General features: G+C 69.0%; 41 protein-coding genes, 1 tRNA gene and 1 pseudogene. 5 read left to right on the top strand and 38 right to left on the bottom strand.

What is annotated here, in order from left to right; all coding sequences use genetic code 11:
* Positions 1-36: 36 nt before the first annotated feature.
* The 28 genes and pseudogenes from F9C12_RS37470 to F9C12_RS37335 form a co-directional block, all read right to left on the bottom strand.
* Positions 37-801, bottom strand: coding sequence for a hypothetical protein (locus F9C12_RS37470; protein WP_409186461.1), 765 nt, complete (start codon positions 799-801; stop codon positions 37-39).
* A gap of 113 nt (positions 802-914) precedes the next feature.
* Positions 915-1,493: a hypothetical protein gene (locus F9C12_RS37465; RefSeq protein ID WP_409186460.1), complete on the bottom strand. Its 579-nt coding sequence runs from the start codon at positions 1,491-1,493 to the stop codon at positions 915-917.
* On the bottom strand, positions 1,490-1,924 hold the full coding sequence (locus tag F9C12_RS37460) for a DUF6011 domain-containing protein (RefSeq protein WP_409186459.1): 435 nt from the start codon (positions 1,922-1,924) through the stop codon (positions 1,490-1,492). Before F9C12_RS37460 ends, F9C12_RS37465 begins: the two co-directional genes overlap by 4 nt.
* The gene (locus tag F9C12_RS37455; RefSeq protein ID WP_409186458.1) at positions 1,921-2,202 is read right to left on the bottom strand and encodes a hypothetical protein; all 282 of its coding nucleotides are present in this window, start codon (positions 2,200-2,202) and stop codon (positions 1,921-1,923) included. The genes F9C12_RS37460 and F9C12_RS37455 overlap by 4 nt, the downstream gene beginning before the upstream one ends.
* Positions 2,199-3,014, bottom strand: coding sequence for a hypothetical protein (locus F9C12_RS37450; RefSeq protein WP_409186457.1), 816 nt, complete (start codon positions 3,012-3,014; stop codon positions 2,199-2,201). The genes F9C12_RS37455 and F9C12_RS37450 overlap by 4 nt, the downstream gene beginning before the upstream one ends.
* Positions 3,011-3,385 (bottom strand): hypothetical protein, encoded by a 375-nt coding sequence (locus tag F9C12_RS37445; RefSeq protein ID WP_409463589.1) that lies wholly within the window; start codon positions 3,383-3,385, stop codon positions 3,011-3,013. Before F9C12_RS37445 ends, F9C12_RS37450 begins: the two co-directional genes overlap by 4 nt.
* Positions 3,382-3,765, bottom strand: coding sequence for a hypothetical protein (locus F9C12_RS37440; protein ID WP_409186455.1), 384 nt, complete (start codon positions 3,763-3,765; stop codon positions 3,382-3,384). The genes F9C12_RS37445 and F9C12_RS37440 overlap by 4 nt, the downstream gene beginning before the upstream one ends.
* Positions 3,762-4,559 carry a hypothetical protein gene (locus F9C12_RS37435; protein ID WP_409186454.1) on the bottom strand — a complete coding sequence of 266 codons (798 nt, stop codon included), beginning with the start codon at positions 4,557-4,559 and terminating at the stop codon, positions 3,762-3,764. Before F9C12_RS37435 ends, F9C12_RS37440 begins: the two co-directional genes overlap by 4 nt.
* Positions 4,556-4,930 (bottom strand): hypothetical protein, encoded by a 375-nt coding sequence (locus F9C12_RS37430; RefSeq protein ID WP_409186453.1) that lies wholly within the window; start codon positions 4,928-4,930, stop codon positions 4,556-4,558. Before F9C12_RS37430 ends, F9C12_RS37435 begins: the two co-directional genes overlap by 4 nt.
* Positions 4,927-5,145, bottom strand: a complete 219-nt coding sequence (locus F9C12_RS37425) for a hypothetical protein (protein ID WP_409186452.1) — start codon at positions 5,143-5,145, stop codon at positions 4,927-4,929. Before F9C12_RS37425 ends, F9C12_RS37430 begins: the two co-directional genes overlap by 4 nt.
* Positions 5,142-5,963 (bottom strand): hypothetical protein, encoded by an 822-nt coding sequence (locus F9C12_RS37420; RefSeq protein WP_409186451.1) that lies wholly within the window; start codon positions 5,961-5,963, stop codon positions 5,142-5,144. The genes F9C12_RS37425 and F9C12_RS37420 overlap by 4 nt, the downstream gene beginning before the upstream one ends.
* Positions 5,953-6,240: a hypothetical protein gene (locus F9C12_RS37415; protein ID WP_409186450.1), complete on the bottom strand. Its 288-nt coding sequence runs from the start codon at positions 6,238-6,240 to the stop codon at positions 5,953-5,955. The genes F9C12_RS37420 and F9C12_RS37415 overlap by 11 nt, the downstream gene beginning before the upstream one ends.
* A gap of 61 nt (positions 6,241-6,301) precedes the next feature.
* Entirely contained in the window at positions 6,302-6,727 is a 426-nt protein-coding gene (locus tag F9C12_RS37410; protein ID WP_409186449.1) for a hypothetical protein, read from the bottom strand.
* A gap of 144 nt (positions 6,728-6,871) precedes the next feature.
* Positions 6,872-7,120, bottom strand: coding sequence for a hypothetical protein (locus F9C12_RS37405; RefSeq protein WP_409186448.1), 249 nt, complete (start codon positions 7,118-7,120; stop codon positions 6,872-6,874).
* Positions 7,117-7,680 carry a hypothetical protein gene (locus F9C12_RS37400; RefSeq protein WP_409186447.1) on the bottom strand — a complete coding sequence of 188 codons (564 nt, stop codon included), beginning with the start codon at positions 7,678-7,680 and terminating at the stop codon, positions 7,117-7,119. Before F9C12_RS37400 ends, F9C12_RS37405 begins: the two co-directional genes overlap by 4 nt.
* Positions 7,680-8,357 carry a lambda exonuclease family protein gene (locus tag F9C12_RS37395; protein WP_409186446.1) on the bottom strand — a complete coding sequence of 226 codons (678 nt, stop codon included), beginning with the start codon at positions 8,355-8,357 and terminating at the stop codon, positions 7,680-7,682. Before F9C12_RS37395 ends, F9C12_RS37400 begins: the two co-directional genes overlap by 1 nt.
* Positions 8,354-8,554, bottom strand: a pseudogene (locus tag F9C12_RS37390) (response regulator transcription factor); the annotation flags it as partial. The pseudogene F9C12_RS37390 and the gene F9C12_RS37395, both read right to left, overlap by 4 nt.
* A 164-nt stretch (positions 8,555-8,718) precedes the next feature.
* A complete protein-coding gene (locus tag F9C12_RS37385) occupies positions 8,719-8,934 on the bottom strand; it encodes a hypothetical protein (protein ID WP_409186445.1) in 216 nt (71 codons plus the stop codon).
* Positions 8,931-9,584: a hypothetical protein gene (locus F9C12_RS37380; RefSeq protein ID WP_409186444.1), complete on the bottom strand. Its 654-nt coding sequence runs from the start codon at positions 9,582-9,584 to the stop codon at positions 8,931-8,933. The genes F9C12_RS37385 and F9C12_RS37380 overlap by 4 nt, the downstream gene beginning before the upstream one ends.
* On the bottom strand, positions 9,584-9,841 hold the full coding sequence (locus F9C12_RS37375; RefSeq protein WP_409186443.1) for a hypothetical protein: 258 nt from the start codon (positions 9,839-9,841) through the stop codon (positions 9,584-9,586). Before F9C12_RS37375 ends, F9C12_RS37380 begins: the two co-directional genes overlap by 1 nt.
* A complete protein-coding gene (locus tag F9C12_RS37370) occupies positions 9,841-10,617 on the bottom strand; it encodes a hypothetical protein (RefSeq protein WP_409186442.1) in 777 nt (258 codons plus the stop codon). Before F9C12_RS37370 ends, F9C12_RS37375 begins: the two co-directional genes overlap by 1 nt.
* Entirely contained in the window at positions 10,614-11,012 is a 399-nt protein-coding gene (locus F9C12_RS37365; RefSeq protein ID WP_409186441.1) for a hypothetical protein, read from the bottom strand. The genes F9C12_RS37370 and F9C12_RS37365 overlap by 4 nt, the downstream gene beginning before the upstream one ends.
* Positions 11,009-11,146 (bottom strand): hypothetical protein, encoded by a 138-nt coding sequence (locus tag F9C12_RS37360; protein WP_409186440.1) that lies wholly within the window; start codon positions 11,144-11,146, stop codon positions 11,009-11,011. The genes F9C12_RS37365 and F9C12_RS37360 overlap by 4 nt, the downstream gene beginning before the upstream one ends.
* The gene (locus tag F9C12_RS37355; protein WP_409186439.1) at positions 11,146-11,517 is read right to left on the bottom strand and encodes a hypothetical protein; all 372 of its coding nucleotides are present in this window, start codon (positions 11,515-11,517) and stop codon (positions 11,146-11,148) included. Before F9C12_RS37355 ends, F9C12_RS37360 begins: the two co-directional genes overlap by 1 nt.
* On the bottom strand, positions 11,514-11,852 hold the full coding sequence (locus F9C12_RS37350) for a hypothetical protein (protein WP_409186438.1): 339 nt from the start codon (positions 11,850-11,852) through the stop codon (positions 11,514-11,516). Before F9C12_RS37350 ends, F9C12_RS37355 begins: the two co-directional genes overlap by 4 nt.
* Positions 11,849-12,151: a hypothetical protein gene (locus F9C12_RS37345; RefSeq protein WP_409186437.1), complete on the bottom strand. Its 303-nt coding sequence runs from the start codon at positions 12,149-12,151 to the stop codon at positions 11,849-11,851. Before F9C12_RS37345 ends, F9C12_RS37350 begins: the two co-directional genes overlap by 4 nt.
* A gap of 225 nt (positions 12,152-12,376) precedes the next feature.
* Positions 12,377-12,637: an excisionase family DNA-binding protein gene (locus F9C12_RS37340; RefSeq protein ID WP_409186436.1), complete on the bottom strand. Its 261-nt coding sequence runs from the start codon at positions 12,635-12,637 to the stop codon at positions 12,377-12,379.
* Between the two features lie 121 nt (positions 12,638-12,758).
* A complete protein-coding gene (locus F9C12_RS37335) occupies positions 12,759-12,977 on the bottom strand; it encodes a helix-turn-helix transcriptional regulator (RefSeq protein ID WP_409186435.1) in 219 nt (72 codons plus the stop codon).
* Positions 12,978-13,224: 247 nt separating this feature from the next.
* Here F9C12_RS37335 and F9C12_RS37330 point away from each other — a divergent pair, with 247 nt between their 5' ends.
* From F9C12_RS37330 to F9C12_RS37320, 3 genes are all read left to right on the top strand, one after another.
* Positions 13,225-13,647, top strand: coding sequence for a hypothetical protein (locus tag F9C12_RS37330; RefSeq protein WP_409463588.1), 423 nt, complete (start codon positions 13,225-13,227; stop codon positions 13,645-13,647).
* Positions 13,648-13,768: 121 nt separating this feature from the next.
* Positions 13,769-14,194: a hypothetical protein gene (locus F9C12_RS37325; RefSeq protein WP_409186433.1), complete on the top strand. Its 426-nt coding sequence runs from the start codon at positions 13,769-13,771 to the stop codon at positions 14,192-14,194.
* A gap of 3 nt (positions 14,195-14,197) precedes the next feature.
* Positions 14,198-15,406, top strand: a complete 1,209-nt coding sequence (locus F9C12_RS37320; RefSeq protein WP_409186432.1) for a tyrosine-type recombinase/integrase — start codon at positions 14,198-14,200, stop codon at positions 15,404-15,406.
* Between the two features lie 86 nt (positions 15,407-15,492).
* On the opposite strand, the gene F9C12_RS37315 is transcribed toward F9C12_RS37320, so the two are convergent.
* Positions 15,493-15,568, bottom strand: a tRNA-Asn gene (locus tag F9C12_RS37315).
* A 167-nt stretch (positions 15,569-15,735) separates the two neighbouring features.
* Here F9C12_RS37315 and F9C12_RS37310 point away from each other — a divergent pair.
* The gene (locus F9C12_RS37310; RefSeq protein WP_409463587.1) at positions 15,736-15,915 is read left to right on the top strand and encodes a hypothetical protein; all 180 of its coding nucleotides are present in this window, start codon (positions 15,736-15,738) and stop codon (positions 15,913-15,915) included.
* 11 nt (positions 15,916-15,926) lie between these two features.
* On the opposite strand, the gene F9C12_RS37305 is transcribed toward F9C12_RS37310, so the two are convergent.
* Genes F9C12_RS37305 through dnaG form a run of 4 tightly spaced genes read right to left on the bottom strand, consistent with a single transcriptional unit; the run spans position 15,927 to position 19,758 of the window.
* A complete protein-coding gene (locus tag F9C12_RS37305) occupies positions 15,927-16,502 on the bottom strand; it encodes a class I SAM-dependent methyltransferase (RefSeq protein ID WP_409463586.1) in 576 nt (191 codons plus the stop codon).
* Positions 16,502-17,269: a trans-aconitate 2-methyltransferase gene (locus F9C12_RS37300; protein WP_409186429.1), complete on the bottom strand. Its 768-nt coding sequence runs from the start codon at positions 17,267-17,269 to the stop codon at positions 16,502-16,504. Before F9C12_RS37300 ends, F9C12_RS37305 begins: the two co-directional genes overlap by 1 nt.
* A gap of 52 nt (positions 17,270-17,321) precedes the next feature.
* The gene (locus F9C12_RS37295; RefSeq protein WP_409186428.1) at positions 17,322-17,843 is read right to left on the bottom strand and encodes a hypothetical protein; all 522 of its coding nucleotides are present in this window, start codon (positions 17,841-17,843) and stop codon (positions 17,322-17,324) included.
* Between the two features lies 1 nt (position 17,844).
* Positions 17,845-19,758 (bottom strand): DNA primase, encoded by a 1,914-nt coding sequence (dnaG, locus tag F9C12_RS37290; protein ID WP_409186427.1) that lies wholly within the window; start codon positions 19,756-19,758, stop codon positions 17,845-17,847.
* A 50-nt stretch (positions 19,759-19,808) separates the two neighbouring features.
* On the opposite strand from dnaG, the gene F9C12_RS37285 reads away from it, so the two are divergent.
* On the top strand, positions 19,809-20,750 hold the full coding sequence (locus F9C12_RS37285; RefSeq protein WP_409463585.1) for a sigma-70 family RNA polymerase sigma factor: 942 nt from the start codon (positions 19,809-19,811) through the stop codon (positions 20,748-20,750).
* 41 nt (positions 20,751-20,791) lie between these two features.
* On the opposite strand, the gene F9C12_RS37280 is transcribed toward F9C12_RS37285, so the two are convergent.
* The 5 genes from F9C12_RS37280 to F9C12_RS37260 form a co-directional block, all read right to left on the bottom strand.
* Positions 20,792-21,358, bottom strand: a complete 567-nt coding sequence (locus F9C12_RS37280; protein ID WP_409463584.1) for a carboxymuconolactone decarboxylase family protein — start codon at positions 21,356-21,358, stop codon at positions 20,792-20,794.
* Positions 21,359-21,421: 63 nt separating this feature from the next.
* Positions 21,422-23,155: a glycosyl transferase gene (locus F9C12_RS37275; protein ID WP_409467135.1), complete on the bottom strand. Its 1,734-nt coding sequence runs from the start codon at positions 23,153-23,155 to the stop codon at positions 21,422-21,424.
* Positions 23,156-23,244: 89 nt separating this feature from the next.
* Complete coding sequence (locus F9C12_RS37270; RefSeq protein WP_409463583.1) at positions 23,245-24,318, bottom strand: serpin family protein; 1,074 nt, start codon at positions 24,316-24,318, stop codon at positions 23,245-23,247.
* 370 nt (positions 24,319-24,688) lie between these two features.
* Entirely contained in the window at positions 24,689-25,987 is a 1,299-nt protein-coding gene (locus F9C12_RS37265) for a deoxyguanosinetriphosphate triphosphohydrolase (protein ID WP_409463582.1), read from the bottom strand.
* Between the two features lie 132 nt (positions 25,988-26,119).
* Positions 26,120-26,767, bottom strand: coding sequence for a YdcF family protein (locus F9C12_RS37260; RefSeq protein ID WP_409186423.1), 648 nt, complete (start codon positions 26,765-26,767; stop codon positions 26,120-26,122).
* Between the last annotated feature and the right edge of the window lie 42 nt (positions 26,768-26,809).

Raw genomic sequence — 26,809 nt, 5'->3', positions numbered from 1 at the left:
GTTCCTTCGGGGTTTCGGGGCTCCTGGCGGAGCTGGTCATGACGCTTGCGGGATGGATTGCGCGGCAAGGAGATCGAGTACGTCACCCACCCGGTAGCGCGGCACTCGACGCCGCTCCCGACCGGACGAAGGCACGTCGAGCAGGTCGTCTTCCGACGGCTCAGAATCCGCGTGCTGCACCAGACGGCCCCGTGCCGCATAGCCGCGGATCATCGACGCCGTCACCTCCCGGTCCAGGTACGTCGGCAACGCCCGCGACAGCTCGGTCGCGGTCAACAACTGGTTCTCCATCGCGCGGAGCATCCAGTCCCGGCGCTCCTGGATGTCCCACTCCCACCCGCACGCCGGGCACACCACCGATGCCCGGTTCGGCAGGCCGTACAGGTCGCGGTCGCAGCGTTCGAGCTGCTCGGCGTCCGGGTCGAACTCCTCGACCACCCGGACATCAGCCGAGCAAATCCCGAGATAGACCCGGTCCAACGGGCCGGACACCATCCGCCGCGCGCTCTCCACACGCCACGTGATCTCAGCGAAAAGCTCAGCAGCATAAGCACATCCGGCCATCCACGACGGGTGCCGCAACAGCCACCGCGCCAACGGCAACGGGTGGACCGCCACGTCGATCGGCGTGTGGTCGACCGCGTAGTCCTCCCACAGGTTCTGCACCCAGCCGGCGAGGTTGTCGCGCAGATCGTCGGTGAGGCTCGACGCGCCGAGGTGCAACGGCATCGGCGACCCGCCCCCGCCGGTGACGAAGCCGACGCCGCCGCGCGTCGTCTTCGCCTGCCGGGTGATGGTCACGTCCAACTCGGGGTATAGCCATTCGATGTCCCGCAACGCTTTGGTGAGCGTGTCAAGGCAGGTACGACACAGCGCAGTGTCAGTCGGGCGGCCACAACCAGTCGCGCACGTGTTCATCGGGTCCTCCTCGCGTCGATGCGCTTCGGGGCGCGGGGTTGCTGGCGTGGCCCGGTGTTCCGGTGCCGGCGTGCTTCGAGCGCCGCCTGCATCCGATCGGCGAGGGACGGCTCGTTGAGCAAGATCTGCCCGAGTCGCGCGTCCTCCGCCGCGTCCTCGATTTCATTCGGCTGCGCTCCGGACATCAGGACCGGCAGCGGGATGTCGAACGCGCGGGACATCTGCGCGAGGTTCCGTTCCAACGCCTCTCGGAACGGATGAAGGTCGACGTTGAAGTCGTAGATGATCTCCGCTGACGTTCGCACGGGAACCGGTTCCGACAACGAATCGATGACCTGCGCCCTCAGCCTGTCCGTCGGCATAACCGGGTCTCTCCAAACGACCGACGCGTCCAGGAAGACCCCGTACCCGCACTCACCGCTTCCGACTAGCCGCTCCGAACGCTCAGCGTGCCAACGGGTATGGCAATCCTCCGTACAGAAGTCCAGCGACGCGCCATCCGACGACAGCGGCACCGAGCACCAGCCGCACACCGGGGTCGTCACCTCGTCGATCAAGTCCACGATGTCGGTCATTTGGCCGCGCCCCCATCCTCAACTGTGACGCCCGTCAGGTGCTCGTACGCAACCCGATACTGCTCGTCGGCAGGGCGCATCGAGGTCGCAATCGCGAGAACCCGTTCGAGGACAAGGTTCCAGTCTCGTTCGTCGATTTCGGGATAGTCCTCCCAAAGAATTTCCCCGCACGTCACGGCGAGCCGGAGCTTCCGGAACAGCGCATGCCGTGCGACGGTGTCGATCGCCTGCTTGCGTGTCTCAGCGTCCACAGTGGAAACCCCCAGCGGTAACAGGATCTGGTTCGGATCGACCGGGTGGTCGGCAGTGACCGGGCCCGACGGCACGGTCGGGTGCTCACGTCCCCAGCACACCGGGCCGTAACCGCGCTTCTTCGACTTCTCCGACCGGAGCGGACGACCGCACTTCGCCGCCTTGCACCGGGCCGTCATGTCATGACTCTCGGTTTCCGGCCGGATCCGTCGCAGCCGTCGCCACGACGCCCGTGCGCACGCACGCGACCATCGGTGCGGAGCGCGGTCATACGACCGCACACCGGGCACCGTCCGTGCCGGAGTCCGGGGATCTCCGGCAGCCAGGTCACCGCACCGCAGGACCAGGTGGCCGCGTGCTCGTACACGCGCATCACCTCGGTCTCGTGGCCGCGCGGGCACGGCACGGCGAGCACAGTCACCGTGTTCAGCAGGCTGCCGAAGTCGGTCGTCGTCACGCCGACCTCCGGAGCGCATTGTCGATCGCGTCCGGACGCACCCCGTACCTTTGCGCCACCGACAACCGCGACTGCTGGGTCAGCAGCCACCGCAGTTCATCCGCCGGCGGCAGCTTCGGCTGACCGCCAGGCCTACGACGCGATTCCTCGACACCGACCGGTTCAGCATCCGGGTCGTCGATCGTGTCGTCGTCCCACGCCAGCGGCGGCACCCAGCCGTGCCGTCGCGCGTAAGCGCGGGCGTGACGCGACGCGACATCATCGGCCGGAGGCGTGTCCCACAGTTCGTCGTAAAGCGCATTGATCTGGCGCTGCTTCGCGGCCGTGATCCTGGTCTGCCGCTGCATGACCAGCCAGAAATTCCCCGGCGTCATCCCGAGCCGATCGGCCAGATACTGCTGTGTGCGGCCAGTCGCGACGAGCGCCTGCAGCCGCCGCCGACTTCCAGTGATGTCCACGACCGCCTTGTCCGCCAACGCGTCGCCGCTGAACTTGACAGCGAAGATTCTCTCCGCGGTAGCGGCGCGGATCCGTTTGTTCGGAACGCGACCGGGCCTGCCGAACAGGATGCTCTTGACGATGGAGTCGTGGAGCCCGGCGAGTTTGGCGGCGCGACGCCACCCGATCCCGGCCTCGCTGAGCGCACGCAGATGCTGGCGCGCGGGCTCGGCGTCGATGTATGCCGGGCGGCCATAGGCGCGTTGCCGCTTCTGGTGCTTGTTGTAGTCGCGGTTCGCCTGGGTGCACACGTCACACTTGCAGTGCTCCATCACATACTTCGCACGCCCGTGCGGGCGTCCCGTGGTCGTCATTTCGCCTCCGGCGGTCTCTGGCCGGTGAGCAGCGCGGCGAGGTCGGCGACGGTGCAGGTGACGTACTGGCGTGCGGGGTCGGTGGTGCCGCGGCGCTTGTGGACGACGAAACCAGCGATGGCGTCGTCGTTCCCGCGTTCGATCTCGGCTTCGGCGGTCCAGCCCGCGAGGTCGGTGCGGGCGACGTCCTTGCATTCGAGGACGACCCGGCCGCCGCCGGGTGCGCGAACTCCGCTGATGTCGCCGCGGTCTTTGCCGCCGTTGCGGGCGCGGCGTTCGATCCGGTCGTCGACCTGCTCGGCGAGGTAGCCGGCGATGCTGGTTTCGAAGCGGGTTCCGGCGGCTTTGGCTGAGGCGCGGTTGCGGGTCACGGGGTCCTCCGGGCGCAGCAGGGTCCGTTGTAGCCGCTGTCTTCGCGTCGTTCGATGGTGTCGCCGGGCCGGTACTGTTCCCGGCAGACACAGCAGCGTCCGGGGTAGGACGCGGTGAAGATCTCGGATCGGCCGGCGATGGTGGCGGGTCGCCGGTTGCCGCCGGGTCGGCAGTGCGAGCACTGGTCGGTCGGGAGTTCGGTGAGGCCGCAGCGTTCGACCTCGGGTGCGGGTTCGGCAGCGCGCAGCCGTGCTTCGATCTTCGCGATGTCGACGCGGTCGGCTGCGGTGAGCGGGACGGCGCGGCCGGTGATCGCGTCGAAACGCTGGTGCATTCCGCGCCACAGCTGCTCGGCCCGCTCGTAGAACTGGTCGGTCACGTGGTGCTCCCGTGCAAACGTTCGATGGTGGTCCAGGTCGGGCAGGGCGCGGATGGCCAGTAGAGGGCGTCGCATCCGTCCTCGTCGTAGCCGTTGACCTGCTCGCAACCACGGCATTCGAGCCGGTTCTCGCCGTTGAGCTTCGGCGCGTGGTCGCGGATCAGGGCACGGATCACGCTGTTCTGTGGGACGTCCGGGATGGTCGCGAGGAGGTCGGCGTGCCGGTCGAGGACCAGCTGCCGTGCGAGGGCTTCCCGGGCTTCGCGTTCCTCGGCGCGGGTGCGGCGCTCGGCGACCTCCTCCGGCGTCGGCGGCTCGAACAACTTCCGCATGATCTCCGCGCCCCGGCCGGAGGAGTCCAGGATTGGTATGAACGCCTCAGGCTCGTCCCGCTGGTCGCCGAGCACGTGGACGCCTTCAGGGATGGGCACGACCGGCACGACCGGCAGGATCGGGATCGTGGGCGGGTCGAGGTAGTAAGGCCCGGACCGGCCGGGTGCGGCGTCGCTGTCGTCGGTCGGCCACAGCTCGGTCGGCGGGGCGAACTCACAACGCTTGTGGTCCCAACCCATTCCGGCGGCGGCGTGCGCACGACAACCGACACCGGCGTCGATGCATCCGGGGCACAGCAGGCGCGGGTCGTCTTCGCCGCCAGCGATGGTTTCGAGGTGGTTGGTGGTCGGTTCCTGACGGCCGCTGAAGCCGTTGCCGCACGCGGCGCAGGTGCGCCAGGCGTCGCCTCGGGCGACAGCGACAGCGCGCCGCAGCGACCGGCGCATGCTGGCGGCGGTCACGGTCTCGCCGCGCTTGTCTTCGGCGCAGAGGTGTATCGCGGCAGCTCGCCGTTGTCGTCCTTGGGATCGTTAACGCTGTAGTACGTCTTGCCGCCGTCGTTGGAGAAGCACGCCGAGTTGCGGCGGTTCTGCCACAGCGGTGTACCGGAGATCTCGCCGTGGTTGTGCCATTCGTCGGGGTCGTCGGTCAGCGGAGCCAGGTTGCCGAACGCGAGGAGAGTGTGCAGCTGCTCGCGGGCCATCTCAGCGGACCCTCCGCTGTGACCGAAGGAAGCGAACGCTGCGACAGCCGCGACCAAGGACGCGCTGTACACCGGGTCCTCGCCGATCAACTGCAGCTCACGGCGGGCGTGCTCTACCAAGTTGCTCATGATTCTTCCTCGTTTCGTTGGTGGCGCTCGCGTTCCTCACGAGCGCTGTCCTCGTACAGGCCGAACGTCTTCTGCCGCCGCAGGTGCGACGCGAGCTTCGGACGGCAGATAAGGCACGGACGCAACGGAGGATCCGCGTTGCGGTCCTCGAAACCGCCGTCGCACTCGTGCTCGTCGACAATCACCTCGTCGCCTGTCCGGTCCAGATGGCTCACGACGCCCTCCTCGGTCTCAGCGTCCGCGGCTTGTGGTCACACAAAGCGGTCCCCACGTAGCCGTCCTTGTCGCATCGGTCACAGCCGTCGATCGCGGCACGCCGCTCCGCTGCCTTCGCACGCGCCTCAGCCGTGCGCGCCCTGTCCTTCGCGCGGGACTGCTCCGCATCCCATTCCCGAGCCGCGTCCCGTGCCGAACCGCACGCCCGGCACGCCCGCGTCGTCGGATTCTCCAAATGCTTCGGACATCGAGACGGCGGCCGGCGAGTTGCCTCGACCCGCTCCAGAGCACCGGCCGCGTTGGCTGCCTGCACCGCGATCTCCTCGTGCATCGCCGGATCACCAGCGCCGCCGTCGAGCCCGTCCGCGGTCAGCAACATCTCGCCCGACAGCACCTGCCAGGTGAGGCCGTCGACCTCGTGCACGAACTCGGCGTGGATTCGGCGCAGTTCGTAGCCGAGTTCCTGCCTCAGCCGAGGAGACTCGATCTGCCGCGCGGCTTTCAACCCGGCCCGGAGGATTTGGGGTTGCCGCCACACCTCGTCGGAGCGGATGAAGCTGCGGAGCAGGAACTCGTCGGTCTCCCAGTCGATCAGTACCTTGCGTTTCTTGTCGAGTTCGTCGAGCGCGTCCCGCAACGTTTGCTCGGACCAGCCGAGGTTCTTCAGCCACCGGCCGAACCTCACCGGTCCCGATCCGCACTGGGTGGTGTGCGGTTCCGTCATCACCGCGAAGTAGGCGAGCTTCGCGGCATCAGTGTCCACATCTGACAGTCCTTGCCAGACGGTGAACAGCAGACGGGCATGACTACGCGCCACGGGCGTACGACTCCTTCCGCGCTGGGCGCGGGGCGAGTCCGAGGCGGTCGCGGATCCGGGCCGTTGTGTAGGTCGTGAGGCTGGTGTGGGTGGCGATCTCGACGTCGGTCCAGCCTGCGAACCACAGGTCGTAGATCAGGGTTTCTCGGTCGACAGGCGAGAGTTGTTCGGCTGGGAGGTCGCCGCGCCAGCACGCGGAAAGCACTCTGGTGTAGGTGATCGGTTCGACGCACGGCGGTTGCCCTGGCACTGGTCGGCCGTCAACTCGGTAGCCCATCTCGCCTCCTTTCGGGTGGTGCACGGGCCCGGCCGTATCGGGAATGACCGGGCCCGCGAGATCAGGCGTCGGAGCGGGCGAGCGAGAAGACGGTCCGCAGCTCCGACGCGCGGACGCCGAGCTTCGCCAGCTCGTTCGGCGTCACCGTCTCGTCGGTGATCAGCTGCAGTGCGGCGGAGATGATCTGCAGGTCGCTTGACGGGCCGCCGACGAACTTCCCGGGCTCGGTCTCGTCGAACGTCGCGTACCGCCCGTACCCATTGCGGTCGGTAGGGATGTCCTTCTGGGTGATGGGTTTCCCGGCCCGGATGCGACGACCGATCAGGACACCGAACTGCCGCCAGGTTTCGCTGTGCTTGGCGAGCCACCGGTCTTTCAGTTCGGTGTAGTTGGTGACGCGCTGCGTGTGGCGGGCTTCGAGTTCGCCACGCTCGTTCGCGATCGCGGTCTTGACGGCTTCGCGGAGCTTCTGGACGTCGTATCTCACTTGCTCTGTCCTTCCTGGACGGTGGTGACGGCAGGGTGGCTGTCACCAATTGCGGACACCGAATCGGCGGTGTCGATGAAGTTGGGTAGTGGCCGGGCGGGGCTTCTCGGCGGGAAGGGGGTGAGCCCGCCCCGCCCGGCCACGTCAGTGCCCGCCGCCGGTGTGCGCTTCCGCAGCAGCAGGCACTGGGCTTTCATCAACAGCAACCCGGACGTCTTCCAGAGGCAGCGCCGCCGCCAGCGCCGAATGCGCCTGCGACAGGCCAATCGCGACCTCCGCGCGCCGCAACTGCCCCGGGTTGCGCGGCTCGGTGTCGTAGGTGAACCGACGCCACAGCTCCTCACCGGTTTCGAGCCACGCCTCCGCGGCCTCAACGTGCTCCTGTGCGTTCATGCCTCACCGCCAGCGGTCAGGTCCGGGTCGTCCGGCAACGTCGGGTCCGTCGGATCGGTGCTCTCGACGATTCCGGCGTTCGTCAGCGCGGCGACCTCGGCTTCGATCACCTTCCGCCGCGCAGGAGTGGCGGTCTTCCACTCGCGCTTGAACTCGGCAACGCGGTCCTCGGTCGTCTCGACCAACGGCTGCACCACGAAGATCGCGGACTTGCCGCGCGTCACCAGCAACGGCACCTGTTTCTTCTTCTCCAGGTGGCTGAGGTGGCTGATGCGGGTACCACCCACTGCCTGCCCGCCGAACCGCACCTCGGGATCGCAGTACAGGGTCACGCGGCGACCGACGTAGGTGGACGCGTCGGGCCCCCAGCAGGCGACGAGCACGCGGCGCATGCTCTTCCCCGGCCGCCACACCCGCGGGAACTCGGTGAGCTTGATGTTGACGGGCTGCTCAGCATTGCCCTTCGACACCTTCTCGATCGTGAAGGTCCGCGGTCCTCCGAGGAGATCGACCGCGTCGAGCTGGTCGCTCGTCGGCGCGATGCTGTCGGTGAGGTCCATCAAATCCTCATTTCCATGAAGGTGATCCGTTCAGTGGCAGGCAGCCTCTCGGTCTTGGCCGCGTACTCCGCGACCATCTCGGCGGCCGTCGCCTCGAACCGCTCGACGGCGGCGACAATCGCGTCCTGCCACGCCGGGTCCGGGAACACCCGCTTATGCCACATCGGCATCCCGCCCGAGAAGCTGATGAAGTCCAGCCATTCGCGGCCGGACACGAGCAGCCCGGCCTGGCACTGCGCCATGTGCTCGGCGGGCACCTCGTCGGAAAGGATCGTGCGCAGGTGCCCTTTGGCGCGCGGGGCCTTCACCTCGATCAGCCCGTCGTCACCGACCAAACCGTCCGGCGAATAGCCGAGCTGCCAGGTTTCCTCCTTCCGCAGAAGGAACCCGACGTCGCGGACAGGCCGGTCGTACACCTGGGCGTACAGCTCACGAGCGCGCGGTTCGTCCTCGATGCCGCGCAGCATGTCGTCGCCGACGTAGGTCGGGTCCGTATATCCGGTGATCCGTTCCGCTACCAACTGCACGGTGATGCCACGGCTCGAATCGTTGTTCGCCGGCTTCAACGTTTTCGGCGTGACCAGCTGGCCGACGACGGACGCGGTGACGATGCCTCGGCGCTGGTCTAGCCATTCGTCGGAGCCTTGGATCACGTCCGGAAATTCGATGAGGGTCATCGGGCACCGCCGAGGATTCCTTGCTGGTAACCGATCGCGACGGCTTCGGCCCGGTCGCTGACGCCGAGTTTCTTGAACAGGTGCCGTGCATGCGTTTTCACCGTGTCCGTCGACAGGAACAGGGCGGCCGCGATCTGCGGGTTGGATCGTCCGGCCGCGATCCCTTCGAGCACTTCGAGTTCCCGCTCAGTGAGGGTGATGGGTGTGTCGGTGAGGTCGCGGCCGACGACCCGGTGGTGCGGGGTTTGGCTCGGCGCGGTCGGGATCGTGTTGAGGAGGTATCCGCCGTGCGCGAGGTGCGCCTGGAACGCTGGCCAGTCGGCGGAGGAGACGGTGACGGCGTGCATGGTGGGGGCGCTCATCAGCGGGCCTTTCGGTAGAGCGTGGATTCGGCGGCGATGCGCGCGTCGGTGATGTGGTTGAGGTCGCCGTCGCCGAGCCACGGCCCGCCGACGTGCGGCGGTTCGGGCTGGTCGTCGAGGTGTCGGATCGGGCGGCGTTTGTCGATCGCGAGGACAATGGCGAGCAGGACGAGCACGAGCCCGACACCTCCGATCGTCTGCTGCAGCGTGGTCACGCGATCACCCCCGCGCGCTTGAACAGCTGCCGCGCCGCGTCGACCTTCGCCCAGTCGGCCGGGTCACCACCGACGTCCGGATGCGCCTTGTGCGCGGCGCGGCGCAGCATCAGCGCCGCAGCATCCTTGACCGCGCGGTCGGTGTGTCCGGCGGTGGGCATGTCGGTGAAGTTGCCGAGCCAGCGGAGGGCGTCGTCGACCGACGCGAACCCGGCCGGGGTGGTCGCTTCGATCGCACGCCAGCCGGCGTACTGCTCGCCGCGGGCCGCAACCCCGTACCGATCCAACGCGCGCAGGTGCTTCAGGCCGAGGGCGATGGCTCGCAGGTTGACCTGCCAATCGGGATCGCCGTGCCAGCGGCCTTGGAACGCGTCGCACGGGTAGGTGAGCGCGCCGAGCTTGCGGGAGGTGAAGGAGATCGCGACGCCGGGATGGCGGACTTCGGCGCGGGCGCGGAGCATCCCGTCCCGTCGGACATCAGCCTCGGCCGCGACGACGCGGACCGCGACCGCGCCTTCGACCTTGAGGTGGTCGAGTTCGTCGGCGAGGAGTTCGAGGGTGGCGTCGAACTTCGCGCGGAACGGGTTCCACCGCCGCCCCGTGGTTTCGGGGTAGGGCCAGCGGGGCATGGGCTCGATCTGCCACTGCATCACGAATCACCGCCCAGGCGCTCCAGAAGATCCGGGCCACCGTGGTGAGCGAGCAACTTCAGCGCCGCCTGGCCGCCGTTGTGCCGGGCGACCTGCGCGGCGAGCTTCTCCCCCACCTCCAACTGTTCGCACAGCACGGAACCGCCGTTGAGGAGGTGCACGAGACGCGACACGTCATGCGTGCCGGACACGACCAGCACGACAACCGGATCCGGACCGAACTCGCTCGGCCGGTCGTAGGCGCGGGACTCGTACATCAGCCCTCACCGCCTGGCTTCGGCACCCACGAGGCACGCTTCCACTCGTCGAGGTTGAGCGGCCCGAACTCCGTCACCCGGCCCTCATCCACGAACACCGCCAGCCCATACGTCGTCGACTCGTCCGGCCGCACCGACGTCACCTTCCGACTCGCGCCGTCGCTCTTGCGCACAACCCGCATCCCGACCCGCGGCTCGAACGGCAGCGTCCTCGCGGGAGTCGACTGCACCACCTGATCCGCGTGGAACCGGCGGAACCCAGGCTCGTCGACAGCTGGCCACGGTTCCCGGCCCGGCCCGCGCAACACCCGGAAACCAGACGCGACCATGTCCCGCATCACCTGGTCCGCGAACTCCCCACGCGCCTCAGCGGTCCACCGCTCCGGCGCGGCAGCACGCAACACCTCGAACAGGACGTCACCGTCCACCGCGCCCGGACGAGCCGCCCATTCCTGGAAACGCTCCGCGGTGAGCCGCGCGACGTGACCGCGCAATTCGCCGATCGTCGCGGAAGCCTTGCCGTACGCACGATTACGGTCACGCAACTCGCGGGCGAGTCGTTCCTCACGCGACGGCTCAGTCGAACTACGAAGCCTCGACCGCAGCTTCCCCCGTCCGATCTCCTTGCGGTGTTCCTCCCAGCCCGCGATGTCTCCGACCTTCTTCCCGCACCCGCACACCCCGTGGTCAAAACGGTTGTGCGGTTCGGGGAACGCCGGGTGCGGGGCAAGCACAACGACCCCGTCCGCCTTGTACTCGACAGCAGCCTTGCTCATCGCGCACCGAGCCCTTCGACCGTGCCAGCCGCCACATACTCAGTCAGCTGCGCGAGCGTGATCTCGTGCTCGCGATCGCCAGACACCCAGCGGATAAGGTCGCCGCGATCACTACCCCAGGCGCGCACCGGAACGTCGCCGATCCGGGCGAACACATAGACACCAACCCAGTCGGCCACCTGCCGAATGGTGATCCGGGGGTTTTCGAGTGTCTTCGCCCAGACCAGCGCCCCCTGCGCGCGGTCCGGAACGCGGAGCTGCAGGTCCAATCCGCCTTCTTCGATGTACTTGCCCACGTCGACCACGGGCAAGTACGGGTGAGCACGCAGGTGCGCGACCAGCGGAACCAGCTGATCCGCGAACGCCAACGCGGGTGTTTCGATCGTCTCGGTCATCGCGGCGTGTCCTTCGGCTGCCCGGTCTTGTTGGCCTCGTTGGCTTTCTGCTCCCGCTTCGCGGTCTTCTCCCGGGCGACGTCGTCCTTCGCCCGTTCCACCGTGCGGTTGATCAACCGGTCTCCCCACGCCATCACGCACCCGCCTTCGCGGGCGCAAGAACCCGCTGCCGCGTCGCGACCACCGCGACAAAATCCTCAATGGATAGACAGAACGCGGAATGGCGGCTGTCAGGCAGGAACCGCTCTTGCACGTCCACCGCGATCGCCACCGGCTTCCCACACATGATCAAGCCCGTGACCGTCAACACCGCACGGTTACTTCCCGCCTCAATCCGGAGCCGGGGCTGCGAAAGGTGCTTCGCCCACGACCCGAACATCGCGACGTCGTCGTCACGCATCCGCACCACCGGAACCGGCGTGAACCGCATCGACTCCACGCGGTCATCCAGGCCCCACGCCTTCGCGTGCCGCACAATCCGGTCCAACGTGTCGAAGTCGTTCACGACCACACCCCCAAACCGGCCGCGACGCCAAGCACGCCCGCTGTCGCGAAACAACCCATCGCCACACCAGCCGCGCCCACCGTCGACACCCAACGCGCCACCGCCGCCACGCGCGGAAACCGCGGCTCCACAACGCGAACCGTCGGCTGCGGCGGCATGTAATCCACCGACACCGGCTCGCGCACCGCCGGGAACGGAACCGTCCCGACCTCATCGCGCCAGCAGCGGAGCATCTCGCCGAGCGCACCCGGCTCAGCGAGCACACCCTCGACCGTGAGCAGCTGCGTCGCCTCAGCCCACGCCGAATCGCTCACCGGAGACTGCGCGGCGCTCATCGGTTGATCACCTCGGCTGCCGCTTCCTGCAGCGACGCCCGGTACGCCTGCAGCATCGCGATCGCATTGCCGGCCATCTCCCCGGCCTCACGGATCGCTGCCTGCGCCTCCTGAGCGTTCTGCCACAAGCGACCGTGCAGTGCCGACGCCTCCCCCAACGCTTCCAGAACCGCTGCTGTCGCGTCGGCCTGCGGCTCGTGCAGCATCTGCACCTGAATCCGCGCCTGCTCGGCCTGCTCGACCGGCACCTGCCCACCGATCTCCATCAATTTGGCGGCGATCTCCTGCAAACTGCTCATTGCCCGCACCGCCAAACCGCGCGCACCACACCGAACAGGCCAGCCGTCGACAGCAGCACTCCGCGCTCACGCTGGTAAATCCGGTACACGTCCACCAAACCCACACGCGAACGGCAATGCCGCCCCGGTCTGGCAGAATGCTTCCTGGTCATGAGGGACCACTCCTCTTGATCTGGGCCCGGTGTTCACGGCACCGGGCCGACTTATTTGTTGGGTTGAGCGCGGTCAGGCCGCGCCGTCCAAGACCGCCTGCCTGAGGTAGCGTCGGAACTCGGCCTTGGGGATCCGGTAGTAGCGGCCGGTTTTGATCGAGCCGAGCTCCTTGATGTGGATCAATCGCATGACCGTCCGGTACGGAACGCTCAGTCGCGCCGCGACCTCATCCGGGCTGTAGGCCCCGTCGAGGTCGTCGTCGGGCTCCGTCACGTTGATCGCCTCGGAGTCAGAGCCGACCTCGGCGGCATCCTTCTGGACAGAATTGGTCACCGCGGCCTCCTTTTCGGGTCGGGCTTCGGGCTCGGTTTCGAGGGCTGCGCGGGAGCCGGTCCCCAGGGACGGGGCGGCGGCGCTGTCGGGCGCGGCGGCGGGACGGGGTGCGCGATCTCGGTCATGCCGCACCGATCCAGTCGCTGGCCATGACCTGGTCAATGGGCAGTTCCAGCACTCGGGCGATGCGGTACAGCAGCTCGGGCTTGGCGGTGTTCGCGCCGTTCTCGATGTTGCTGATGTGCTTGACCGACCGGCCGACCTTTGCAGCCAGCTCGGCACGTTCCATCCCCTTCTCGATCCGCGCTTGGCGGATGTTGTCTCCCAGGGGCTTGGCCATGCGAGACAGATTAGGACAGTTTGAAGGAGTTGGCAAGCTGCCAAAGGACAGAAGAGGACACATGACGACGCAAGGGGTTGCCAGAGGAGCGAAAAGGAGCTAGAAAGAGCCCAGGGAGGGAGACAGAATGAGACACCTAACGACCAGAAAACGCCGCCGAGCAGGGTGCGTTGTCGACAGGACTAGACCGTTGAGGCACACTTACCGTGTGTCTAACGGAGGAGACTGGAAGCACCTCGGCGAAACCGTGGGCACCTGGATCGGCCGCCTCGGCATCGACCGCGAAGAAGTCGCGCGGCGAATGGGCATGGACAAGAAGACCGTCGACCGCATCATCCAAGGCACAGCAGTCGCCAAGGCGACCCTCGGCCGCCTCGAGACTGCACTCGGCTGGATGCCGGGCAGCACTCAGGCAGTGCTCGCCGGCGGGCAACCGATCGTTCCGCAGCCGCTCGACGCCGAGACGCAACGGGCCCTGGCCAAGATCCAAGCTGAAGCAGCCGAGATCCGCCGGAAGCTCGAACTGGTGTCGGACATCTACGACGATTACGGCCCGGAGGCTGCTCGCGCAGCGATCGCCAAACTGTCTGCTGAACTCGCCGATCTCAACCGTCAGATCGCGGAGTTGACGACGTCCTCGAGCGACGAGGGTTTGTCGCAAACCAGCTGATCACTCCGATTTGCGTGGACTAGTCCATTCGGGCGCTGTTCGTAACACGCTGTGGTCACCGTGGGATTATCTGAATATTCGGGGATGCAACAGATGTACGACGCACGATAGGAGCACCCCCATGTCTCGACGCCTGTTCTGGTTCGTCATCTTCGCGGCAGGCACCACAGCCGTAGCTGTCGCAGACTCGGTGGTCCGCAACCAGGGCAACGGTTTTTCCGTCCTCCCGGACGAATACCAGACACTAGTCCGCGTCATCGCAGTCGGATTGTGGATGCTCGCGGGCATTTCCTTCGCGACCCGGGAGGTGATCGATCACATCGATCGCAGCACAGAAAAAGCGATGAAAGAACTACTCACCGTGGTCGGGGAGCGCACCCAGGAGGTACTGAAGGTCGTCGACCACCGGAAGCGGAGGGAACTCGACGCCATGTTCAAAGAGTTCGGGCTGCCCCCTCAACAGCGCGATGACGAACCGACGGCGCTCGACGCCGGCGGCACGATCGAACTGGCGTCCTACCGTCGCCGCGGCAACGACCGGAACTGACCGGTGGCCAGACGCCCCGCGCCGGTCGGAACAATCGGCAAGATCAACACACGCACGCTCGGCCGCAAGTGCGTCGAGGCGGACGGTCGGGTCCGTATCGCGAACGGTGAGTGGAAGCGCATGCGCGCACGCGGAACCTCCGCCACTGAAGCGAAGAACAACCTGACGGAGAAGCTGAGAGAAGCCGCCGAGGAAGCAACCAACGACGAGATCACCCGAGATACGCGGATCGAGGTTCTCGCGGAGATGTTCCTGGATGACCTCGAAACGGAGTACCGGCTCGCGAAGCGGTCTCCCGACACCGTGCGCCAGTGGCGCGGGTACGTGAAGAACTGGCTCACCCCGGAGTTCGGGAAGCTCCAGGCGCGCGAATTCGAGAAGGTCGCACGACGGTGCGACCAGCTCGTGAAGCGCTGCATGGAGACCCGCAGCTACGACGCTGCGAAGAGTCTGCGCACGGTGGGCATCAAGTTGGGCGAGTTCGGCATCAAATACGGGGCCCTGACGTCGAATCCCTTCCTCGGGATCAAGCTGCGTCGCGCCGAGAAACGCAGGATCCGAGCCTTGTCGGCAGAACAGCGCGTAGACGTGGTGGCCAAGCTGGCGGACAACGCGCGGAAGCGGAGCGTCGACAGCAAGGGCCGGTCCCTTGGCGACCGCGCACGGATCTGGTGGATGCTGCCGCTGCTCATGCAGGCGGTCCTGTCGACGGGCGTGCGCATCGGCGAACTTCTCGCGTTGACAGCGGCGGAAGTCGACCTCGCAAAGCGGCAGGTGACGATCCGCTGGCACCTTGTCCGACAGCCCGGAGTCGGCATCATCCGCATGCGCGGGCGCAAGGGAAACCCGGACGCCATCCTCACGCTCACGCTTCCCGAGTGGTCACTGTTCGTCTGGCGTCTCCTGGTTCAGGAGGCGACCGACGGCGGGCCGTTGTTCCGGGCGATGCGGTCGGAGTGGCTCGACCCGTCGACGGTGATCAACAGGTTGCAGGAAGCGTTGCTTGCCATCGGGTACGGATGGGTCACCTCGCACGTGTTCCGCAAGACGGTCGCACGGGCGCTCGACGAGGAAGGCGTGCCCACCAACTGGATCGCGGACCAGCTCGGCATCACGCCCGCGGTGCTGGAGGAGCACTACCGGGAGAAAGGCACGTCAAACACTCGAACGGCCGAATCGATGGAGTCGCTCGACGTGGGAACCACGGGCTGATGTCGCGTCCATAGTTGGACAGTTATTGGACACCTGAGCTTGTCGTTGGCACGCACGAAAAAAGCCCAGGTCGTTGACCTGGGCTTTGGCTCCCCCGCTTGGACTCGAACCAAGAACCCTCCGGTTAACAGCCGAATGCTCTGCCAGTTGAGCTACAGGGGATCGTGCTCTGCCGGTCCGGATCTCTCCGGGCTGACAGGAAGAACTTTAGCCCATGCCGTTCCGGCCCCGCACAGGGGGGGGTGGGTTTTCGGCGGCCCCGCGCGGGAGCCGGTTGTGTTGGACAATGGACAGTCGGAAGTCCTGCTGAGGAAGAGGTGTGGCCGTCGATGAAGAAGTTCCTGCTGGGCGTGGGCCTGGGGTACGTGCTGGGCACCAAGGCCGGCCGGGGACGGTACGAGCAGATCGTGCGCACCTATCGCCGGCTGGCCGACCATCCGATGGTCCAGGGGGCCGCCGGGGTGGCGCGGGCGAAGCTCGGCGAGAAGTTCGGACGGGGGAACGGCTGAGAAAGCCCAGCTCAGGACGGTTTTTGCCAGGTCAGCGAGTACCGGCGCAACACCTGCCTGCGGTACCGCACCCCGGGCAGCAGCCGGGCCGCGGTTGTGCGGACTTCGCGGTAGCTCATCTGCGGCCGCAGCACCGGCATGCCGTCCGGGCCGTGTGCGCGGCGGAGTGTCTTCGTCACGCGCACGATCGGGGCGGTCGCGATCGTCGTCGCCCAGTCTGTCGCGCTCGCGTCGCGGGCCAGGCCGACGACTACCAGTGCGCCGCCTGGGTTCAGGAGGTCCCGCATCCGGGTGAGGGCTGTCTCGAAGTCCACATGGTGGACGGTGGCCACCGAGCAGATGAAGTCGTAGGCGCCGAGGTCGGCGGTGAGGAAGTCTCCCTCTACAAAACAATGATCAGACACCGAGCGGGCCTGAGCGACCATCTCCGGGGACTTGTCGATCCCGGTGACGGAGGGCACCACCGAAGCCAGTTTCCGCACCAGCAGGCCGTCGCCACAGCCGACGTCCAGGGCGGTCGAGCATCCGGCGGGCACCGCGCGCAGGATGTCCGGATGACGGGCCACGTTCGTGTTCCAGTACGGCATCAGCCGGGGATCCTCGCGACGAAGAAGATCCGCCGGAATTCGAACCAGGTGGTGCCGTCCGGACGCGGCGGGTAGGCCTCGTCCAGCAGCGGGGCGAGGTCGTCTTGGAAGGCCGCCCAGTCCTCGTCGCCCAAGGCGGCGCGGATCGGGCGGAGGGCGGTTCCGGTGATCCACTCCAGGACGGCGCGCGGGCCGGAAAGCTGTTGCACGTACGTGGTTTCCCAGGCGTCGACCAGGCATCCGGCGTCGGCGAGGAGGTTCGCGTAGTCGCGCGGCTCGCCGACGGCGTCTTCGGCGCGCAAAGCGACCGAGGACAGCCGCGAGGCCCAGGCCGGCGAGGCCGCCAGCTCGCGGCTGAGGGCGTGCGAAGGGGCGGAAAAATTGCCGGGGACCTGCACCGCCAGCACGGCTCCGGCGGGGAGTTCCGCGGCCCAGCGGCGCAGCAGGTCCTCGTGCCCGGGCACCCACTGCAGGACCGCGTTCGAGACGACCACGTCGGTGTCCGGTTTCGGCGTCCACGTCCGGACGTCGCCGACCTCGGCGGCCACCCCGCGTTCCCGCGCCGCGGCGACCATTTCCGGCGAGCTGTCGATCGCCTCCAGCACCGCGTCCGGCCAGCGCAGGGCCAGGTCGAGGGTCAGGGTTCCGGGACCGCAGCCCAGGTCGGCCACCCGGCGGGGCGAAGCCGCCGAGATTCGCCCGATCAGGTCGTAGAACGGCCGGCCGCGCAGGTCGGAGTAGTCGAGGTACTTCGCCGGATCCCACACGAGCAGCCTCCCGCCAGTAAACAGTACAACTGTACTGAGTACGAGCGTACTGCTACTCCGCGCGCTTGGCCAGCTTCTCCGCGACCTCCGCCGCGACCGCCTCGACCAGTTCCGGGTCGGTGCCCGGATCCGGCCGGACCTGCAGTTCCACGCCGTCGCGGCCGGGGACCTTGCGCTGGACGAACCACGCGCCGCCCTCGGGGAACTCGTGCCGGTGCCGTCCCCGCACCGAGCCGTCGACCCGCAGGCGCACCTGCTGCGGCACCTTCCCCGGCCGCGGCAGCCGGAAGCGCACCGGCTCGCGGTCGGCCAGCACCGCGACCGCGCCGGCCCGCCCGGTCTCCTCCGATTCGGTCAGCGTGAACACGCCGTCGGCCCAGGCCGCCTTGCCCACCAGGTGCCAGCCGACGCGCCGCGCGCCGCCGCCGGACGGGATCCACAGGCCCAGCGACGTCACGAGGAGGTGCCCGCCGCCCTCGACCTCCGCCGCGGCGACCGGGTCCTCGCCCTCGGCCAGCTCGCCGGGGAAACCCGGGGGCAGGCCGCCGCCGAAGAACCGGTTCAGCAGTCCCACGTCACTCCCACCCGCTCGCCGCCTGCTCGCGCAGCGACTTCCGGTACTGCTCCAGCGCGACCAGGTCGCCGAACAGGGCCCGGTAGTCGTCCGGGGCCTCGACCGGCGACAGCCGCTGCAGCTTCGACTTGATCTCGCCGATCTGCCTGCCGACGAGGTTCTCCTGCACGCCCGCGAGCACCCCGGAGATGTAGCGCGAGTCCACTTCTCCCAAGGCGCGCAACGGTTCCACCGCCAGTTCGCTGAGCACGCGCCGGACCGTCCCTTCCGGACAGTGCGCCGCCGCGGCGTCCAGCAGCGCGGGCCCGGTGAGCCCGGACGCCGCCCCGCCCGCCTTCAGCACGGCCTGGTGCACCGCGATGTACACCGGGTGCGTGAACGCCTCTTCCGGCAGCGAGTCGTACTCCGGACCGGCGATCGCGGGCTGCTGCAGAGCGGCCTTGAGCGCTTCGCGCTGGCCGATGAACCGCGGGTCGTTCGGAGCGGGACGCGGCAGATCCTGCTTCTCCGGCTCGGGCGCGGGGGCCTCCTGCCGGGCCGCGGACCGGCGCGGCTGCACTTCGACCGGCCCGCGCCGCGCCGCCGCTCCGGCCGCGCCGCGCACCCGGTTGACCACCTGCGCGACGTCCTGCCAGCCGACCCACCAGGCGAGCTTCGACGCGTACCCGTCCCGGCTCGCCCGGTCCTTGATCGCGGCGACCATCGGCACGGTCTTCTGCAGCGCGGCGACCTGGCCGTCGACCGAGTCCAGGTCGAACTGCTTCAGCATGCTCTTGATCACGAACTCGAACAGCGGCGTGCGGCGGGCCACCAGGTCGCGCACCGCGGCGTCGCCCTTCGCGATGCGCAGCTCGCACGGGTCCATCCCGTCCGGCGCGACCGCGATGTAGGTCTGCCCGGCGAACGTCTGGTCGCCCTCGAACGCCTTGAGCGCCGCCTTCTGCCCCGCCTCGTCGCCGTCGAAGGTGAAGATCACTTCGCCGCGGAAGGCGTCGTCGTCCATCATCAGCCGGCGCAGGACCTTCATGTGGTCCTCGCCGAACGCGGTGCCCGAGGACGCGACCGCGGTCGGCACGCCCGCCGCGTGCATCGCCATCACGTCGGTGTAGCCCTCGACCACGACGACCTGGTGCCGTTTCGCGATCTCCCGCTTGGCCAGGTCGAGGCCGAACATGACCTGCGACTTCTTGTAGATCTGCGTTTCGGAGGTGTTGAGGTACTTCGCCGAGATCCGGTCGTCGTCGAAGAGCCGCCGCGCGCCGAAGCCGACCACGTCGTTGCCGACGTCGCGGATCGGCCACACCAGCCGCCGGTGGAACCGGTCCATCGGGCCGCGCTGGCCCTCCTTCGACAGGCCGGACGCGATCAGCTCCTTCACCTCGAACCCGCGGTTGAGCAGGTGCTTGGTGAGCTTGTCCCAGCCGCCGGGCGCGAACCCGCAGCCGAACTGCTTGGCCGCGGCGGCGTCGAATCCGCGCTCGGTGAGGAAGTCCCGCGCCGCGCGCGCTTCGTCGGTGCCGAGCTGCTCGATGTAGAACTCGGCCGCCGCGCGGTGCGCTTCGATGAGCCGGGACCGGGTGCCCCGGTCGCGCTGCACCGACGCGCCGCCGCCCTCGTAGGTCAGCCGGATCCCGACCCGGTCGGCGAGCCGTTCGACCGCCTCCACGAACGACACGAGGTCGATCTTCTGAATGAACTTGATGACGTCGCCGCCCTCGCCACAGCCGAAGCAGTGGAAGGTCCCGTGAGTGGGGCGCACGTTGAACGACGGGGTCTTCTCGTTGTGGAACGGGCACAGGCCCTTCAGGCTGCCCCCGCCGGCACGGCGCAGCGCGACGTACTCCCCCACGACCTCGTCGATCCGGTTGCGCTCACGCACCTCCGCGATATCGCTCTCCCGAATCCGTCCTGCCACGACACCACAATAGTTCTCCCTCCCGCCGCGCCGTGCGGCACACTCGGGACATGGGCACCACGACCGCGCTGGAGGAGTACGCCGCCGAGTTCGACCTCCACCGGCCGCACCTGATCAGAGCGGCCTACCGGCTCACCGGCACCCGCGCGGACGCCGAGGACGCGGTGCAGGAGGCCTGGCTGCGGCTGTCCGGGCTCGACGACGCGGGCCGCGCCGGGATCCGCGACCTGCGCGGCTGGCTGACCGCCGTGGTCGGCCGGATCTGCCTCGACCGGCTGCGGTCGGCGGCCGTGCAGCGCGAGAAGTACGTGGGCGAATGGCTCCCCGAACCGATCGTCACGCCGCTCGGCGCGCCGGCGAGCGAGGATCCGCTCGAAGCCGCGGTGCGCGACGACGGCCTGCGCATGGCCGCGATGGTGGTGCTCGACCGGCTCACGCCCGAGCAGCGCGTGGCGTTCGTGCTGCACGACGCGTTCGCGGTGCCCTTCGCCGAGATCGCCGGCGTACTGGGCTGCAGCCCGGCGGCCGCGCGCCAGCACGCCTCCCGCGGCCGCCGCGCGGTCGAGGACTCCGACCCGCCCGCCCGGCTCGACCTCGCGCAGCAGCAGCCGGTGCTGGAGAAGTTCGTGGTCGCGCTGCTGGCGGGCGACATCCGCGCGGTCACCGAGCTGCTGCACCCGGACGTGGTCATGATCGGCGATTCCAACGGCCTCTCGCGCACCAGCCGCCGGATGATCGTCGGGCAGGACAAGGTCGCCCGCTTCATCCTCGGCGTGCTGGCGAAGTACGCGCCGGGCACGATGGACAACGGGCGGCCGGTGCTCGTCAACGGCGATCTCGGCCTGTGGCTGCCGGGGCTGCCCGCGGCCGACGGCTACCTGGCCCTCGACGAGCGCGTGCAGACGTTCAGCCTGCGCGACGGCCGCATCGTCGGCGTCTACGACCAGGTCAACCCGGAGAAGCTCACCCGGATCAGGCGGCCGGCCTCGTGAGTGCTGAGCACGGTTCTAACCGTGATCAGCACTCACGACGGTCACGGGATGGGCACCCGGCAGGCGTCGCCCGAGGTGAAGCCCTGGTCGACGATGCCGAGCGCGCTGTTCATCCGCGCCCGCGAGTTCTCCAGGCCGATCTGGTAGGTCAGCTCGACCACGCCCTTCTCGCCGAATTCGGCCACCAGCTCGGCGATCTGCTCGTCGGTGACGGTGACCGTCGGGCCGGACATCGCGTCCGCGAGCGCCAGCGCCAGCCGTTCCTGGCGGGTGAACAACGGCGACGTCGCGTACTCGTCGATGTGCTTGAGCCGGTCGATGTCCAGGCCGTCGTGCCGCTGCAGCATGGTGCCGAAGTCGACGCACCACGAGCAGCCGATCTGCGTGGCGACGCGGTACACGGCGAGTTCGCGCACGTTGGCGGGCAGGTGCTTGGACGCCTTCTCCGCCATCAGCTCGTGCGCGATGCTGGTCCGCAGCAGCCCGCGGTGGTGCGCCACGACGGCCATCGGCTCCGGCACCGCGCCGTACCGCTTGCCGGCGATCCGGTAGAAGAGCTTGAGCACCGGGCCGCCGTCGGTGGCTCGTTTGACCGGGATACGAGGCATGTCGGGTCCTCCTTCTGAGTGGTTCGCAGGAGGAACGGGACAGCCGCGCGAGATGTGACAGCGTCAGCGGCGCCCGGTGATCGGGCGCACATCCCAGATCCACACGCCGTCGACGTACTGCGCGGGCTTGCGCAGCAGGAGGTCGACGGTCGCGCGGTAGGCGTCGCTGTGCTCGCGCGGGATCAGCACGAGCACGCTGGCGTTCCAGTAGCGCAGGTCCTCGATCGCCTGGTTCCGGTCGGCGTCGGTGACCTCCTGCGCCTCCTTGGAGTCGCGGACCCGGTCGAACAGCATCGAGGTCGGCCGCTGGTAGGAGCCGTAGCGGCCGCGTTTGTCGTCCGGGCCCTGCGGTCCGACGAAGTAGCCCTCCGGCATCGCGTACCGCAGGCCGGCGTCCATCTGCCAGTGCAGCGGCTCCGACTCCCCCGAACTCGGCAGCGGCACCGGCACGACGGTGCCGCCGGGCGCGACGTAGTTCTGCCAGGTGCCGTCGGCGAGGAACGCGGGCGTCGGCGGGCGTTTCTGCACGAGTAGCTGGGTCGGCGCGATCGGCAGCAGCACGGCCGCGACCGCGCCCAGCCAGATCAGCCGCACCGGCAGCTTCAGGTCGCCGTCCCGGGCCGCGGCGAACACCCGGTCGGTCGCGATCGCCAGCAGCGCGCCGATCGCGGGCACGCACGCCATCGCCAGCCGCGATTCCAGCAGCGATTCGAACAACGGCAGGTCCGCCAGCAGTTTCCACGGACCGGGCACGCCGGTGTTCTCGTGCAGCACGGTGATTTCGGAGCCGAGCGAAAGCCACGCCATCAGGAACATCGAGATCGCCAGCGAACGGGCCACGACCTCGCGCCACAGCCACGCGGTGACCACGACCATCAGCACGATCAGCGGCCAGCCGAAGAACGCGTTCTCCTCGGTGCGGTTCAGCGACACCGCGGCCGCCGCCTCCGGCTGCCCGGACACCGACTGGGTCGCGAACCGGGTCATCGCGGCGGTGTCGTTGCCGACCTGGCCGTGCTCCAGCCCGGTGTAGCTGTCCGGGCCGAAGAACTGCCACCACAACGGGAACGCGACGACCGCCAGCGTCAGCGCCACCGCGACGGCGCCGCCGAGCAGCACCGGCCGCACCATCGCCTTGACCTCGTGCCGCCGCGAAACGCAGTACGCGACCGCGAAGATCACGAAGCCGAGCGCGAAGATCAGCAGCGGCTCCTCGCCCAGGAAAATCTGGTACGCGGTGAGCACGCCGAGCCAGATCCCGTTGCGCACCGGGCGGTTGCCCCGCGCCAGCTGGATCACCTTGAGCGCGATGAACGGCAGCAGGAACCAGGCGACGAAGTTCGGATGCGCGTTGGCGTGCGAGATCATCGGCGGCGCGAACCCGGCGAACGCGCCGCCGATCGCCGCGGACACGCGATGGCGCACGAGGTGCCGCGAGAACACCCAGTACCAGGCCGCCGCGCTGCCGGCGAGGCTGCCGGTGAGCACGATCGCCCAGGTGACGGTGGGGCCGAAAGCGAGCGTGACCGGGGTGAGCGGGACGCCGACGCCCAGCATGGCCGTGTTGGCCATCATGTTCACGCCGAGCGGGTAGTTCTGCAGGCCGCTGGTGAGCGGGTTTTCCAGGTGCTGCACCGATTTCGCGGTGACCGCGAAGAACCATTCCCACAGGTTCTGGTCCGACGCGCTGTTCCACAGGTAGCCCTGGCCGAGGTCGGCCCACAGGCCGCCGAACAGCAGGACCGAGAACGCCAGGTACGCGCCGATGATCCCGGCGTCGGCCCAGGACCGGCGCATCCGCGGTTCGGCGGCGACCGCGGCCGGACCGGGTTCGCGAGGCGGTGCTTCGGGTTTCGCGTCGGGGTTGGCTTCGGGCTGGAACACGCTCACGCGGGGCGCACCACCCGGGCGAAGAAGTACACCGCGCCAGTTTCGGCGTGCCGCACCAGCAGCAGGAACGGCCGGTCGAAGCGGACTTCGAGCGGTTCGGCGGAGATGAGCGACATCGTGCGCATCTGGACCGCGGTGGCGGCCGCGCCTTCGAGGCCTTGTTCGTCCAGCCGGAGCACGGCTTGGTGCAGGATGCTGTCCACCCACAGCGGCCGGTACGGGGTGAGGCCGGTGAGGTCGGCGTCCTGGGTGAACAGCTCGCGGACGCCGAGGCCCTGCAACGCTCGCTCGAGGTCCGCGCGCACGTCGAGGGAGATCTTGGGCAGCGACAGCTGGATTTTGTGCTGCTTCGGGCTTTCCACGAGCGCGCGCAACGACTGGCCGTCGAGCGCGGCTTCGGCGCTCTCGAGGTCGCCGTCCGGCAGCAGGAGCACCGTCTCGACGCCGCCCTCGGCCGCCAGCCGGACGATCTGCCAGCCGTTTTCGTGCGCGTAGCCGACGGATTCGTCCAGGTGCATCGTCGGCACCTGCCGCACGCCGTCGGGGGTGTGGAAGTCGGCGTCCGCGGTGGCGTGCTCGGGGAACGGGTGCCGCCAGGCGGTTTTCAGGTAGAGCGCGTTGACCAGGCTGGCGCGCGTGTACGGGTGGATCGAGCCTTCGGGCAGCAGCTCCGGGATCAGCCCGTGAGTGGTCTGGTCCACGTCGGCGTTGATCCGCTCGCGCGCGCCCTCGGGATCGGTCTCGAACGGCGCGGTCTCGGCTTTGCCGCCGGGCCAGCGCACGAGTGCGGCGTGGAAGCTGTCCTCGACGGTGATCAGGTCCGAGGCCCAGAGCGTGTTCGCCACGGCCAGCCGGACGTCGTCGCCCAGCTCAGCGGCGGCGTGCAGCAGCCCGCTCTGGTCCCGGCCGAGCACGGCGGCCAGCTCCTCCGCGGTGCGCCCGCGCGCGGCCTGTTCGGCCAGGCCGAGCGCACTCGCCGCCGAGTAGGGCGAGAAGCAGGCGTCGGTTCCCGGGGGCGCGGTCGCACCGTGCAACGCCAGGGTGAAAGTGAGGTGGCTGTCCAGGGCCATGCGGCGACCGTACCGGAACGGGTGGTTCCCCGGCTGCCGGTTCGGCTGGCGGGGCTGTTCCGTGCGGCCGGGTGCGCAGCTTTCGCGTCTCAGGGCTCAGCAGACTGCACGATTCCACGTCGCTGGCCGCGCCGGGTTCCGGATCGCACCGATCGCCGCCGCTCCACGCTGCCCGCGGCACCGGATTCCGCAGTTCACCGGTCACCAGGCGGCACTCGCTCAGTGCCACCCGCCGCACTCGCCGCGACGCGCCGCTCGCCAGGCAGCACCGCTCGACGCCACCCGCCTCGCCACGCTCCAGCACCTCACACCACCCGCCGCGCCACGGCTCCCGTTTCACCGCGCAGCACGCGCCACCCCAAGCCCCACCTCACCCTTCAGCAGGCGGTGCCGTTCCATGCCGTCCGGTGTGCCAGCGGTGCCATTCGTACGCCTGCGCGTCGGTGAGCGACGCCACCTGGTCCACCACGACCCGCAGCCGGGCCGCGTCGTCCGGGGCCGCCTCCCACGCCGGTGCCAGCAGCGGGTCCAGTGCCTCCGGTGCGCGCCGGCACAAGGCCGCCACCAGTTCGGTGATCACCTCTCGTTGCCCGTCCTGCATCGCCAGCCTGCGGCGGTCGCTCATCACGTACCGCAGCGCCAGCGCCTTGAGCAGCGCCACCTCCGCCCCGACCTGCTCCGGCACCGCCAGCCGCGCCGCGTAGCGGGTGAGCGGGCCCTCGCCGTAGCCCGCTCGGGTGCCGGTGACCGCGGCCGACGCGAACCGGCCGACCAGTTCGCTCGTGAGCCGTTTCAGCGCGACCTGGGCGCGCAGCGAACCGTCCGGCTCCGCGCGCACCAGCTCGGCGACCACCGGCAGGTCGAGCAGTTCCTTCGCCGCACCCTCCAAAGTGGACACCGACAGCGTGGAGAAGTGCCGCGCCGCCGCCTCGGCGACCGCCGCGCGTTCCTCCGGATCGGCCAGCAGCCGCAACCGGATCCGCCCGGCCAGCACCCCGTCCTCGACGTCGTGCACCGAGTACGCCACGTCGTCCGCCCAGTCCATGATCTGCGCTTCCAGGCACCGGCGCAGGCCCGGCGCGCCCTCGCGGATCCAGCCGAACACGGGCAGGTCGTCCGGGTACACGCCGTATTTCGGCTCCCCGGACCGGCGCGGCCACGGGTACTTCGTGGCGGCGTCGAGACACGCCCGGGTGAGGTTGAGCCCGGCCGTCGCGCCGTCGGGGCCGACCGCCTTCGGTTCCAGCCTCGTGAGGATGCGCAGCGTCTGCGCGTTGCCCTCGAAGCCGCCGCACGCCTGGGCCGCCTGGTCGAGCGCGCGTTCGCCGTTGTGGCCGAACGGCGGGTGCCCGATGTCGTGCGCCAGCCCTGCGGTGTCGACCAGGTCCGGGTCCGCGCCCAGTTCCTCGGCGATGCCGCGGCCGATCTGCGCGACCTCCAGCGAATGCGTGAGCCGCGTCCGCGGCGCGCCGCTGACCTCCGCGCCCTCGCCCGGCCCGACCACCTGCGTTTTGCCCGCCAGCCGGCGCAGCGCGGCGGAATGCAGCACCCGCGCGCGGTCGCGGGCGAACGCGCTGCGCCCGTCCGGCCGCGCGCCGGCCAGCGCCGCGCCCTTGGGTTCCTCGGCCAGCACGCGGGCGCGGTCGTGCTCGCGGTAGCCGTCGCTCACCCCGCCAGCTTACTGATCCGACCTCAAGCAGGCCGATCCCCGCACGGCTGGTAACCGTTGCCACGAAAGCCATTCGGCCGTGGCTGTGGTCGGATCGGCAACGATCGGCACAGTGGCGCGGGGACCGACAATTCAGCCCATCGTCGTCCCGAACAGGTCGTCCGCGGGCGACTTGGTCAGCTCGTAGAACAGCAGCGCGCCGGTTTCGCGGAAGATGTAGCGGACCTGCGTCGAGCGTTCCTGCACGATCGGCCCGCTGTGCGTCGGCGCGGTCCAGGCCTCCAGCCCGAGGTCCTCGGTCATCGTCCGCGACCGGTAGGAGTGCCACGGATCGCTGACCAGCACCACCGAACGCCATCCGCGAGCCTTCACCTGGCCGGCGACCGCGCGGAGGCTGCGCAGGGTGTCGTTGCCCTCGCCGACCGGCAGCGTCGCGGCTTGCGGCACGCCGTGTTTGGTCAGCCAGCGGGCGCCCGCGGTCGCCTCGGTGTAGTTGTCGCGGGTCTTCTTGCCGCCGGCGGTGATGACGGTCTTCGCGACGCCGTCGGCGTAGAGCTGCCGGGCCTTCTCCAGCCGCGCGGTGAAGATCTCGGAGGGTTTGCCGTTGTACTGGGCGGCGCCGAGCACGACGATCGCGTCGGCCGGGGTCCGGTCGTTCTCGCGCGCGACCTGCCACACGCGGAACGCGGTGCCCCCGATGACCGCGACGAGGGCCAGCACCGCACCGAAAACGACGCGGCGCACCCAGTTTCCCGCAGCAGGACCTGTCCACGCATCCATGGCGGCCATCCTCGCAGAACCGGGTTCCCGGGCCGGGAAGGC

The sequence above is a fragment of the Amycolatopsis sp. GA6-003 genome, from assembly GCF_046267895.1.
Classification (GTDB): domain Bacteria; phylum Actinomycetota; class Actinomycetes; order Mycobacteriales; family Pseudonocardiaceae; genus Amycolatopsis.
This window is presented reverse-complemented; position numbering and strand designations above follow the sequence as displayed.